The 12299-nt window shown below is 64.7% G+C and carries 8 protein-coding genes and 3 rRNA genes; all 11 read left to right on the top strand.

Annotated features, from left to right (window positions below; translation table 11 throughout):
• Positions 1-235 precede the first annotated feature (235 nt).
• The 11 genes from RI138_RS13175 to RI138_RS13125 all read left to right on the top strand — a co-directional run bounded on the left by RI138_RS13175 (position 236) and on the right by RI138_RS13125 (position 12259).
• Positions 236-1758, top strand: a 16S ribosomal RNA gene (locus RI138_RS13175).
• A gap of 305 nt (positions 1759-2063) precedes the next feature.
• Positions 2064-5187, top strand: a 23S ribosomal RNA gene (locus RI138_RS13170).
• A gap of 79 nt (positions 5188-5266) precedes the next feature.
• Positions 5267-5383: ribosomal RNA gene (gene rrf / locus RI138_RS13165) — 5S ribosomal RNA — on the top strand.
• Together the 16S, 23S and 5S rRNA genes form the textbook arrangement of a ribosomal RNA operon.
• Positions 5384-5454: 71 nt before the next feature.
• Entirely contained in the window at positions 5455-6099 is a 645-nt protein-coding gene (locus tag RI138_RS13160) for an HAD family hydrolase (protein ID WP_096633000.1), read from the top strand.
• A gap of 42 nt (positions 6100-6141) precedes the next feature.
• Positions 6142-7344 carry an MFS transporter gene (locus tag RI138_RS13155; protein ID WP_311120065.1) on the top strand — a complete coding sequence of 401 codons (1203 nt, stop codon included), beginning with the start codon at positions 6142-6144 and terminating at the stop codon, positions 7342-7344.
• A complete protein-coding gene (locus RI138_RS13150; protein WP_096633001.1) occupies positions 7313-8482 on the top strand; it encodes an acetoin utilization protein AcuC in 1170 nt (389 codons plus the stop codon). Before RI138_RS13155 ends, RI138_RS13150 begins: the two co-directional genes overlap by 32 nt.
• A gap of 103 nt (positions 8483-8585) precedes the next feature.
• On the top strand, positions 8586-9401 hold the full coding sequence (locus RI138_RS13145) for a phosphatase (RefSeq protein ID WP_311120064.1): 816 nt from the start codon (positions 8586-8588) through the stop codon (positions 9399-9401).
• Positions 9402-9529: 128 nt separating this feature from the next.
• Positions 9530-9742, top strand: a complete 213-nt coding sequence (locus tag RI138_RS13140) for a helix-turn-helix domain-containing protein (protein WP_003968329.1) — start codon at positions 9530-9532, stop codon at positions 9740-9742.
• 110 nt (positions 9743-9852) lie between these two features.
• Complete coding sequence (locus RI138_RS13135; RefSeq protein WP_003948845.1) at positions 9853-9951, top strand: 30S ribosomal protein bS22; 99 nt, start codon at positions 9853-9855, stop codon at positions 9949-9951.
• 148 nt (positions 9952-10099) lie between these two features.
• The gene (locus RI138_RS13130) at positions 10100-11188 is read left to right on the top strand and encodes an NAD-dependent epimerase/dehydratase family protein (RefSeq protein WP_311120063.1); all 1089 of its coding nucleotides are present in this window, start codon (positions 10100-10102) and stop codon (positions 11186-11188) included.
• Positions 11189-11203: 15 nt separating this feature from the next.
• Positions 11204-12259: a lysophospholipid acyltransferase family protein gene (locus RI138_RS13125; RefSeq protein WP_311120062.1), complete on the top strand. Its 1056-nt coding sequence runs from the start codon at positions 11204-11206 to the stop codon at positions 12257-12259.
• Positions 12260-12299 lie beyond the last annotated feature (40 nt).

The following is a 12299-nucleotide window of genomic DNA, read 5'->3' as shown; positions in this document are numbered from 1 at the left end:
AAACGGGACCGAAGGAAGCGTCCGTTCCTTGAGAACTCAACAGCGTGCCAAAAGTCAACGCCAGATATGTTGATACCCCGGCCTGCACCTGGTGCAGGTTGGAGGTTCCTTTGAAAGTCCTACGGTCGCCATGTGCGGCGGTAGGCAACAACACAGCGAGGACGCTGTGAACAACGGGTCTTATTCCGACCGGTTGTTCCGCTCTCGTGTGTGTGCACCCGATTACGGGTAAACATTCACGGAGAGTTTGATCCTGGCTCAGGACGAACGCTGGCGGCGTGCTTAACACATGCAAGTCGAACGATGAAGCCTTTCGGGGTGGATTAGTGGCGAACGGGTGAGTAACACGTGGGCAATCTGCCCTTCACTCTGGGACAAGCCCTGGAAACGGGGTCTAATACCGGATAACACTCTGTCCCGCATGGGACGGGGCTAAAAGCTCCGGCGGTGAAGGATGAGCCCGCGGCCTATCAGCTTGTTGGTGGGGTAATGGCCTACCAAGGCGACGACGGGTAGCCGGCCTGAGAGGGCGACCGGCCACACTGGGACTGAGACACGGCCCAGACTCCTACGGGAGGCAGCAGTGGGGAATATTGCACAATGGGCGAAAGCCTGATGCAGCGACGCCGCGTGAGGGATGACGGCCTTCGGGTTGTAAACCTCTTTCAGCAGGGAAGAAGCGAAAGTGACGGTACCTGCAGAAGAAGCGCCGGCTAACTACGTGCCAGCAGCCGCGGTAATACGTAGGGCGCAAGCGTTGTCCGGAATTATTGGGCGTAAAGAGCTCGTAGGCGGCTTGTCACGTCGGATGTGAAAGCCCGGGGCTTAACCCCGGGTCTGCATTCGATACGGGCTAGCTAGAGTGTGGTAGGGAGATCGGAATTCCTGGTGTAGCGGTGAAATGCGCAGATATCAGGAGGAACACCGGTGGCGAAGGCGGATCTCTGGGCCATTACTGACGCTGAGGAGCGAAAGCGTGGGGAGCGAACAGGATTAGATACCCTGGTAGTCCACGCCGTAAACGTTGGGAACTAGGTGTTGGCGACATTCCACGTCGTCGGTGCCGCAGCTAACGCATTAAGTTCCCCGCCTGGGAGTACGGCCGCAAGGCTAAAACTCAAAGGAATTGACGGGGGCCCGCACAAGCAGCGGAGCATGTGGCTTAATTCGACGCAACGCGAAGAACCTTACCAAGGCTTGACATATACCGGAAAGCATCAGAGATGGTGCCCCCTTGTGGTCGGTATACAGGTGGTGCATGGCTGTCGTCAGCTCGTGTCGTGAGATGTTGGGTTAAGTCCCGCAACGAGCGCAACCCTTGTTCTGTGTTGCCAGCATGCCCTTCGGGGTGATGGGGACTCACAGGAGACTGCCGGGGTCAACTCGGAGGAAGGTGGGGACGACGTCAAGTCATCATGCCCCTTATGTCTTGGGCTGCACACGTGCTACAATGGCCGGTACAATGAGCTGCGATGCCGCGAGGCGGAGCGAATCTCAAAAAGCCGGTCTCAGTTCGGATTGGGGTCTGCAACTCGACCCCATGAAGTCGGAGTTGCTAGTAATCGCAGATCAGCATTGCTGCGGTGAATACGTTCCCGGGCCTTGTACACACCGCCCGTCACGTCACGAAAGTCGGTAACACCCGAAGCCGGTGGCCCAACCCCTTGTGGGAGGGAGCTGTCGAAGGTGGGACTGGCGATTGGGACGAAGTCGTAACAAGGTAGCCGTACCGGAAGGTGCGGCTGGATCACCTCCTTTCTAAGGAGCACTTCTTACCAGGCTTCGGTTTGGTCAGAGGCCAGTACACCGGCGAGTGTTCGGTGCTGGTTGCTCATGGGTGGAACGTTGACTATTCGGCACGATTGGTTGGTCACTGTTAGTACTGCTCTTCGGGGCGTGGAACGTGGTGGTGGATCGGTCGGGTCGGGCACGTTGTTGGGTATCTGAGGGTATGGCCGTTTGGCTGTCCTTCGATCCGGCCCCAGTGAACTCGTCCCTTCGGGGGTGGGGTGGTGGGTGGCTGGTCGTTGTTTGAGAACTGCACAGTGGACGCGAGCATCTGTGGCCAAGTTTTTAAGGGCGCACGGTGGATGCCTTGGCACCAGGAACCGATGAAGGACGTGGGAGGCCACGATAGTCCCCGGGAGCTGTCAACCAAGCTTTGATCCGGGGGTTTCCGAATGGGGAAACCCGGCAGTCGTCATGGGCTGTCACCCGCTGCTGAACACATAGGCAGTGTGGAGGGAACGAGGGGAAGTGAAACATCTCAGTACCCTCAGGAAGAGAAAACAACCGTGATTCCGGGAGTAGTGGCGAGCGAAACTGGATGAGGCCAAACCGTATGCGTGTGATACCCGGCAGGGGTTGCGCATGCGGGGTTGTGGGAGTTCTCTTGATCAATCTGCCGGTTGGTCGGCGAGTCAGAAACCGTTGGTGTAGGCGAAGGACATGCGAAAGGTCCGGCGTAGAGGGTAAGACCCCCGTAGCTGAAACATCAACGGCTCGTTTGAGAACCACCCAAGTAGCACGGGGCCCGAGAAATCCCGTGTGAATCTGGCGGGACCACCCGCTAAGCCTAAATATTCCCTGGTGACCGATAGCGGATAGTACCGTGAGGGAATGGTGAAAAGTACCGCGGGAGCGGAGTGAAATAGTACCTGAAACCGTGTGCCTACAAGCCGTGGGAGCGTCGCTGGCAGCACTTGTGCTGTCAGTCGTGACTGCGTGCCTTTTGAAGAATGAGCCTGCGAGTTAGCGGTGTGTAGCGAGGTTAACCCGTGTGGGGAAGCCGTAGCGAAAGCGAGTCCGAATAGGGCGTTTGAGTTGCACGCTCTAGACCCGAAGCGGAGTGATCTAGCCATGGGCAGGTTGAAGCGGAGGTAAGACTTCGTGGAGGACCGAACCCACCAGGGTTGAAAACCTGGGGGATGACCTGTGGTTAGGGGTGAAAGGCCAATCAAACTCCGTGATAGCTGGTTCTCCCCGAAATGCATTTAGGTGCAGCGTCGTGTGTTTCTTGCCGGAGGTAGAGCACTGGATAGGCGATGGGCCCTACCGGGTTACTGACCTTAGCCAAACTCCGAATGCCGGTAAGTGAGAGCGCGGCAGTGAGACTGTGGGGGATAAGCTCCATGGTCGAGAGGGAAACAGCCCAGAGCATCGACTAAGGCCCCTAAGCGTACGCTAAGTGGGAAAGGATGTGGAGTCGCAGAGACAACCAGGAGGTTGGCTTAGAAGCAGCCACCCTTGAAAGAGTGCGTAATAGCTCACTGGTCAAGTGATTCCGCGCCGACAATGTAGCGGGGCTCAAGCGTACCGCCGAAGTCGTGTCATTCCAGCATATACCCCCAACGGGGGCTGGGATGGGTAGGGGAGCGTCGTGTGCCGGGTGAAGCAGCCGCGGAAGCGAGTTGTGGACGGTTCACGAGTGAGAATGCAGGCATGAGTAGCGATACACACGTGAGAAACGTGTGCGCCGATTGACTAAGGGTTCCTGGGTCAAGCTGATCTGCCCAGGGTAAGTCGGGACCTAAGGCGAGGCCGACAGGCGTAGTCGATGGACAACCGGTTGATATTCCGGTACCCGCTTTGAAACGCCCAGTACTGAATCAGGCGATGCTAAGTCTGTGAAGCCGGCCCGATCTCTTCGGAGTTGAGGGTAGTGGTGGAGCCGATGAACCAGACTTGTAGTAGGTAAGCGATGGGGTGACGCAGGAAGGTAGTCCAGCCCGGGCGGTGGTTGTCCCGGGGTAAGGGTGTAGCCCGTGTGGTAGGTAAATCCGTCACACGTTAAGGGTGAGACCTGATGCCGAGCCGATTGTGGTGAAGTGGATGATCCTATGCTGTCGAGAAAAGCCTCTAGCGAGTTTCATGGCGGCCCGTACCCTAAACCGACTCAGGTGGTCAGGTAGAGAATACCGAGGCGTTCGGGTGAACTATGGTTAAGGAACTCGGCAAAATGCCCCCGTAACTTCGGGAGAAGGGGGGCCATCACTGGTGAGAGCACTTGCTGCTTGAGCTGGGGGTGGCCGCAGAGACCAGCGAGAAGCGACTGTTTACTAAAAACACAGGTCCGTGCGAAGCCGTAAGGCGATGTATACGGACTGACGCCTGCCCGGTGCTGGAACGTTAAGGGGACCGGTTAGCTGACTTTCGGGTTGGCGAAGCTGAGAACTTAAGCGCCAGTAAACGGCGGTGGTAACTATAACCATCCTAAGGTAGCGAAATTCCTTGTCGGGTAAGTTCCGACCTGCACGAATGGCGTAACGACTTCTCGACTGTCTCAACCATAGGCCCGGTGAAATTGCACTACGAGTAAAGATGCTCGTTTCGCGCAGCAGGACGGAAAGACCCCGGGACCTTTACTACAGTTTGATATTGGTGTTCGGTTCGGCTTGTGTAGGATAGGTGGGAGACTTTGAAGCGGCCACGCCAGTGGTTGTGGAGTCGTCGTTGAAATACCACTCTGGTCGTGCTGGATGTCTAACCTGGGTCCGTGATCCGGATCAGGGACAGTGTCTGATGGGTAGTTTAACTGGGGCGGTTGCCTCCTAAAGAGTAACGGAGGCGCCCAAAGGTTCCCTCAGCCTGGTTGGCAATCAGGTGTTGAGTGTAAGTGCACAAGGGAGCTTGACTGTGAGACCGACGGGTCGAGCAGGGACGAAAGTCGGGACTAGTGATCCGGCAGTGGCTTGTGGAAGCGCTGTCGCTCAACGGATAAAAGGTACCCCGGGGATAACAGGCTGATCTTCCCCAAGAGTCCATATCGACGGGATGGTTTGGCACCTCGATGTCGGCTCGTCGCATCCTGGGGCTGGAGTCGGTCCCAAGGGTTGGGCTGTTCGCCCATTAAAGCGGTACGCGAGCTGGGTTTAGAACGTCGTGAGACAGTTCGGTCCCTATCCGCTGTGCGCGTAGGAATATTGAGAAGGGCTGTCCCTAGTACGAGAGGACCGGGACGGACGAACCTCTGGTGTGCCAGTTGTCCTGCCAAGGGCATGGCTGGTTGGCTACGTTCGGAAAGGATAACCGCTGAAAGCATCTAAGCGGGAAGCCTGCTTCGAGATGAGTATTCCCACCCTCTTGAGGGGTTAAGGCTCCCAGTAGACGACTGGGTTGATAGGCCAGATGTGGAAGCCCGGTAACGGGTGGAGCTGACTGGTACTAATAGGCCGAGGGCTTGTCCTCAGTTGCTCGCGTCCACTGTGTTAGTTCTGAAATAACGAACGGCCGTGTTGTTGTCCGGTGTTGGTTAATTTCATAGTGTTTCGGTGGTCATTGCGTTAGGGAAACGCCCGGTTACATTCCGAACCCGGAAGCTAAGCCTTTCAGCGCCGATGGTACTGCAGGGGGGACCCTGTGGGAGAGTAGGACGCCGCCGAACAATTTTTCCGGGAAAGCCCCGTGCCTTGTGGCACGGGGCTTTTCTGCGTTCTGAACGTCTAGGCTCGAACCATGCGCTACGAACTGGTCATCTTCGACAACGATGGTGTGCTCGTCGACAGTGAGCCGATCGCCAACACCATCCTCTCCGGCTACCTGACCGAACTCGGCCACCCGACCTCGTACGAGGAATCGCTCCGCGACTACATGGGATCCGCTGTTCACCGCGTGCACGACCTCGTCGAGGAGAGAACCGGGAAGAAGTTGCCCGCGGACTTCGACACCACGCTCAACTCCCGTACGTTCGCGGCCTTCCAGCAGGAGCTGGTGGCCGTGGACGGGGCGGAGGAGCTGCTCGGGAAGCTCGTCGCCGACGGGGTGGACTACTGCGTCGCGTCCTCCGGGAGCCACGAGCGGATCCGGGTCGGGCACCGCAAGACCGGCATCGACCAGTGGTTCGAGGAGGAGTGGATCTTCAGCTCGGAGGACGTGGGGCGGGGGAAGCCGGCGCCGGATCTGTTCCTGCACGCCGCCGAGCGGATGGGGGTGGCGCCGGAGCGGTGCGTCGTCATCGAGGACAGCCCGCTCGGCGTCGAGGCGGCACGGGCCGCGGGGATGGACGTGTACGGGTTCACGTCGATGATGCCCGCGGACCGGCTCGTCGGAGTGACCGGGTACTTCTCCGACATGTCCCAACTCCCGGAACTGCTCGCCTGACCCATCTACCCACGGGTAGAGCCGGGCTCTACGCTCGCGGCCATGACTGATGCGGGCTTGCGGCACGGCAGGGCCTCCCTGGGGCTGAGCTTCGGCGTTCAAGGCGTCGCCTTCGCTCTCCTGGTGACGCGCATCCCCGCCATTCAGGACCAGTACGGGATATCCGACGGGCTGCTGCCCGCCTTCCTCGCTGCCGTCCCCGTTCTGGCGGGGGTCGGCAGCGTGGCCACCGGGAAGCTGGTGGCGCGGGTGCGGCCCGGTGCCGTGCTGCGGTGGGCCCAGCCCCTCGTCCTGCTCGCCCTGCTCGGGGTGGGCGCGGGGCGGGAAGTGTGGCAGGTCGCCGTCGCGCTCGGCGTTTTCGGACTGGCCGTCGGGGCGTTGGACGCCTCGATGAACATGCTGGGCGTCAGCCTTCAGCGGGCGTACGGGCGCAGCATCATGCTCGGCTTCCACGCCGCGTTCAGCCTCGGCGGGATCGTGGGGGCGTCCCTGGCGTGGGCCGGGGCGCGCTGGGATCTGCCGTTGCTCGTGTCGTACCTGCCTGTCGTGGCGGTGCTGTTGCCCGCCGCGCTGGTCGGGAGCCGTTGGTACACGGAGGGGAAGGCACCCGAGCCGTCCGGTGGCGTTCCCGGCGGTCCGGGTGGGGCGGTTTCGTTCAAGCTGCTGTTGCCCCTGTGTCTCGTGATGGGCTTCGCGTACATCGGTGACTCGACCGTCTCCAACTGGAGTGCCAAGTACCTTCAGGACGTGCTCGGCAGCTCGGAGCAGCTGGCGACCGTTCCGTACAACCTCTACATGGTGACGACGCTGTTGGGGCGGGCCGTCGGGGATCTCGGAGTGCGGAGGTTCGGGGCGGTGGCCGTGGTGCGGGGCGGGAGTCTGCTGGCGGCCGGGGGGTTCGCGGTCGTGGCGGTGGCGCCGGGGGCCTGGGTGGGGATGCTCGGGTTCACGATGCTCGGGCTCGGGCTGTGTGTGATCGTGCCGCAGACCTTCGCGGCGGCCGGGCGGATGTTCCCGGGGAACAGCGATGAGGCCGTGGCCCGGATCAATATCTTCAACTATGTGGGGTTCCTGGTGGGTTCGCCGCTGGTGGGTGTTCTGGGGGATGCGTGGAGCTATCGGGGCGCCATGCTCGTACCGATGGTTCTGGTGCTGGTGACGCTGGTGTATGCCCGCTCGTTCGGGCCGGAGCCCGCCCGATACGGTGGCGGGCATGAGCGGCCGCACACAGCTGATGTGGGATGACGCAGTTACGGGATACGACTTCGGGGAGAGCCACCCCATGGACCCGGTCCGGCTGGCCCTGACGATGGGGCTGGTGCGGGCGTACGGGCTGGACGAGGCGGTGGATCTGCGATCGGCGAAGCCCGTGGGGGACTCCACCCTGCGGCTCGTGCACCGGCAGGACTACGTGGCTGCGGTGCGGGCCGCCTCCGCGAATCCACGGGCCGCCGACCAGGACTACGGGCTCGGGACCGTCGACGATCCGGCGTTCGCGGGGATGCACGAGGCGTCCGCGCTGATCGCCGGGCTCTCCGTGGGGGCCGCCGAGGCGGTGTGGCGGGGCGAGTGCGCGCACGCGGTGAACTTCACCGGGGGACTGCACCACGCCATGCCCGGGTCGGCCGCCGGGTTCTGCGTCTACAACGACCCGGCCCTCGCCATCGCCCGGCTGCTGGAACTGGGCGCGGAGAGGGTCGCGTACGTCGATGTGGACGTCCACCACGGGGACGGGGTGCAGGCCGCGTTCTGGGAGGACCCCCGGGTTCTGACCATCTCGCTGCACGAGCACCCCAGGACCCTGTTTCCGCAGACCGGGTGGTCGGAGGAGACCGGGGCCGGGGCGGGGGAGGGCAGTGCCGTCAATCTGCCGCTGCCCGCCGGGACCGGGGACGCTGGGTGGCTGCGGGCGTTCCACTCCGTCGTGCCGGAGCTGATCGCCGATTTCCGGCCGCAGGTGCTCGTGACCCAGCACGGGGCCGATACGCACTTCGAGGACCCGCTCGCCCACCTCGCCGTCTCCCTGGACGCGCAGCGGGCCGTGATGGAGTCCTGCCACGAGCTGGCCCACAGCTACGCGGACGGGCGCTGGGTGGCGCTCGGCGGGGGCGGGTACGCGGTGGTGGATGTCGTACCGAGGTCGTGGACGCATCTGGTGGGCATCGCCGCGCATGCGCCCGTCGACCCCGAGTCCGTGGTCCCGGCCTCCTGGCGGGATCTGGTCTATGCCCGTACACGGCAGCTGGGCCCGGGGCGGATGACGGATGGACGTACACCGTCCTGGAAGTCCTGGGAGGACGGCTACGACCCGGCGGACCGGCTGGACCAGGCCGTGCTGGCCACCCGGAAGGCGGCGTTCCCGCTGCGGGGGCTGCTGGCCTGAGGGATGGGCGGCCGTGGGGCATTGTGCCGTGCGGTTACGCCAACGGTGGGGCGTAGCGGGAATCCGGCCCGTCCGTGCGCCGCGATACGGCAGCATCCGTGGGGTGTTGAGCACCGGGGCGCTGCGCGCCCATCTGCTGGCGGCCCGGCTGGCCGGGCCCGTGGCCACGCCGCGCGAGAACAGTCTGCGCAGCTACCGGCTGTTCGCGGCCCGGGATCCGCGGGTGATGCTGGGGCTCGCGCCCGAGCGGGCCTGGGGCGAGGGCGAGCTGTTGCGGCTGATGGCGGACCGGTGCGGGGTCTCGGCCGATCCCGCGCATGTCTCGGGGCCGGACGCGATCGATCCGGAGCGGACGGTGGCCGCGCTGGACGCGTTCGCCGAGCGGCTGGCGGTGGTGGCCGGGCGGCGGGCTCCGGTGCTGCTGGGGACCGGCCATCCGCACCGGTTGCTCGGTTTCTACGCCGGGCTGGCAGACGCGCTGTCGGCGGCGGGCTGTCCTGTTCTCACCCCCGCGCAGGGGCGATGTGTCGACATAACGACCCGGTTTGGCGTACGCACGTACAACCTCGACTACGTACGGGGTGTCGCCCTGGTGCGCGAACCAGGGGGGCGGCCCACGGGGGGTGCGACCGGCGCGCACACGCATTCGCCACTGCCGGTGAGGCTTGCGCTCCAGGACGCGGTGGAGCGTCTTGGGGTGCTGCCCGAGCTGGTGATCGGGGATCACGGCTGGGTCTGCGGTGCAGGTCAGCTGGGGATCGAGGCGATCGGGCCGGCGGACACGGACGATCCGGCGCTGTTCGTGGGGGAGGCCGAGGGGCGGGTGTCCGTGGTGGTTCCGCTCGACGACGGCGTACGGTCGGCGTTCTACCGGCCGTTGACGCGCTATGTGCTCAATCGGGCCCGTCTGTCACAGTAGGCCGCCGATCGCCTCTCCTCTTCCCCACTCGCACCACCCGCCCCTAATCTGTGGAGTGAGCGCACAGCGACGAAGAGTCACCGGAGGGGAAGCCGGTGCGCGTCCGGTGCGGAAGGTACAGGTGGGTCATGGCTGCTGGCAGCGAGAGGCCTCTCAACGAGGTCAAGTTTCTGACCGTGGCGGAAGTCGCCTCGGTCATGCGAGTGTCGAAGATGACCGTGTACCGCTTGGTGCACAGCGGTCATCTGCCGGCGATCCGGGTGGGCAGGTCCTTCCGGGTGCCGGAGCAAGCGGTTCACGCGTATCTCCGCGAGTCCTTTGTGGGGGTGGAATCAGCCTGAGGTTGCCTGCGGATTACGTCCCTCGGACGGTGGCGGGTAGGCTAGGCCGACGTAGGTCGTGTGGGCCCAGACGCCCCGCACCAGTGAAGATGAAGTGAGCGAGGGTAGTCGTGGGCTCTGTTATCAAGAAGCGGCGCAAGCGGATGGCCAAGAAGAAGCACCGCAAGCTGCTCAAGCGCACGCGCGTTCAGCGTCGCAACAAGAAGTAAGCGAACGAAGTTCGTGAGATCCGCAGCCCTTCCGCCGTTCTGGCGGGAGGGCTGCGGTGCGTTTCGGGGCATGGGGTCGTCACAGGGCGGGGGCCACCCGCTACGGTGACGGCCAGGAAGTCACCGCTGGAAGCAGGGGAGCCGGGTCTTGGGCAAGGTCGTGCTCGTCACGGGAGTGGCCCGGCAGCTGGGGGGCCGCTTCGTCCGGCACGTCCAGCGCGAGCCCGGGGTGGACCGGGTGATCGCCGTCGACGCGGTCGCGCCCGCGCATCAGCTGGGCGACGCGGAGTTCGTCCGCGCGGACATCCGGCAGTCGGCCATCGCGCGGGTCCTGGCCGAACACTCCGTCGACACGGTCGTCCACCTGGACGTCTCCGGCAAGGCGCTCGGCGCGGGCGGCCGCCAGGCGATCAAGGAGACCAACGTCATCGGGACGATGCAGTTGCTCGGCGCCTGCCAGAAGTCCCCGACGGTCCAGCGGCTCGTGGTGAAGTCCAGTACCAGCGTGTACGGGTCGGCGCCCCGCGACCCCGCCGTGTTCACCGAGACCACCCCGCCCAAGTCGCTGCCGAGCGGCGGCTTCGCGAAGGACGCGGTGGAGGTCGAGGGGTACGTACGGGGCTTCGCCCGCCGCCGGCCGGACGTGGCGGTGTGCGTGCTGCGGTTCGCGAACATCCTGGGGCCCGAGCCGGACTCGCCGCTCGCGGACTATCTGTCGCTGCCCGTCCTGCCGACGGTTTTCGGCTATGACCCGCGGCTTCAGTTCGTGCACGAGGACGATGTGATCGACGTCCTGGGGATCGCCGCGAGCGAACCCCGGCGCGGGACGCTGAACAGTGGCACCTTCAACATCGCGGGGGACGGGGTGCTGCTGCTGTCGCAGTGCTCGCGGCGGCTGGGGCGGCCGACCGTGCCGGTGCTGCTGCCCGCCGTCACCTGGGTCGGCTCGGCGCTCCGGACGATCGGCATGACCGACTTCTCGCCGGAGCAGATCCGGCTGCTCACCCACGGCAGGGTGGTTTCGACCGTGCAGATGCGCGAGACCCTCGGTTTCCGGCCGAAGTTCACCACGGCCGAGACCTTCGCGGAGTTCGCGCGGAGCCGGGGGCCCGGTCTGCTGCCGCCGGAGAAGGCGGGCAGGGCGGTGGACCGGCTGGCGGCGCTGCCGGTCCTGGGGGGTGCCGGACCGCGGGAGCGCGGGGCCGGTTCGGTACAGACGACTCACGGCGCCAGGTAGAGGAGCGCACCGACGATGGCGGACGCCAAGGTCATTCCGTTCGACGACGACCGTTCGCGGTCCGGGAGCGCGTCGCGTCCGGCGCGGCGCAGGACCGGGGCGGGCGGCCCCGGTGGCAGTGGCCGCGGCGAGGGTGCCGCGGCTCCGGTGAGCGCCCTGCCGGGGGCGGAGGTCCCGGACCTCTCCCCGGCCCCGGAGGGCGGCGAGCTGCCTCCGGAGGGCGGGGAGGACGGGGGCTGGGAGCGGCGGATCGCGGGCGGGCTGGCGTTTCTGCGGCGGCGGGTCACCGGGGATTACGACGTCGATGAGTTCGGCTACGACAAGGAGCTCACCGACCAGGTCCTGATGTCGCTGCTGCGGCCGCTGGCGGACAAGTACTTCCGGGTCGAGGTGAAGGGCATCGAGAACATCCCGTCGGACGGCGGGGCGCTCATCGTGGCCAATCACTCCGGGACGTTGCCGCTGGACGGGCTGATGCTTCAGGTCGCGGTGCACGACAACCATCCGGCCGAGCGCCATCTGCGGCTGCTCGCCGCCGACCTGGTCTTTCATCTCCCGGTCGTCAACGAGCTGGCCCGCAAGGCCGGGCACACGCTGGCCTGCGCGGAGGACGCACAGCGGCTGCTGGAGCGGGGCGAGATCGTCGGGGTGATGCCGGAGGGGTTCAAGGGCATCGGCAAGCCGTTCGGCGAGCGCTACAAGCTTCAGCGCTTCGGCCGGGGCGGGTTCGTGTCGACGGCGCTGCGGGCGGGTGCGCCGATCGTGCCGTGCTCGATCGTGGGCGCGGAGGAGATCTACCCGATGATCGGCAACGCGAAGACGGTGGCGCGGCTGCTGGGCTTCCCGTACTTCCCGATCACGCCGACCTTCCCGTGGCTGGGGCCGCTGGGCGCGGTGCCGCTGCCGACGAAGTGGACGATCCAGTTCGGTGAGCCGATCCCGACGGACGGCTATCCGCCGGAGGCGGCGGAGGACCCGATGCTGATGTTCAACCTGACGGACCAGGTGCGTGAGCAGATCCAGCACACGCTGTACCGGCTGCTGGTGCAGCGGCGGTCGGTGTTCTTCTGATCTTCGGTGTTCTTCCGTAGCTGCGGAGAGGGGGCCGGTA

It is taken from the genome of Streptomyces durocortorensis, assembly GCF_031760065.1.
GTDB lineage: Bacteria > Actinomycetota > Actinomycetes > Streptomycetales > Streptomycetaceae > Streptomyces.
This window is presented reverse-complemented; position numbering and strand designations above follow the sequence as displayed.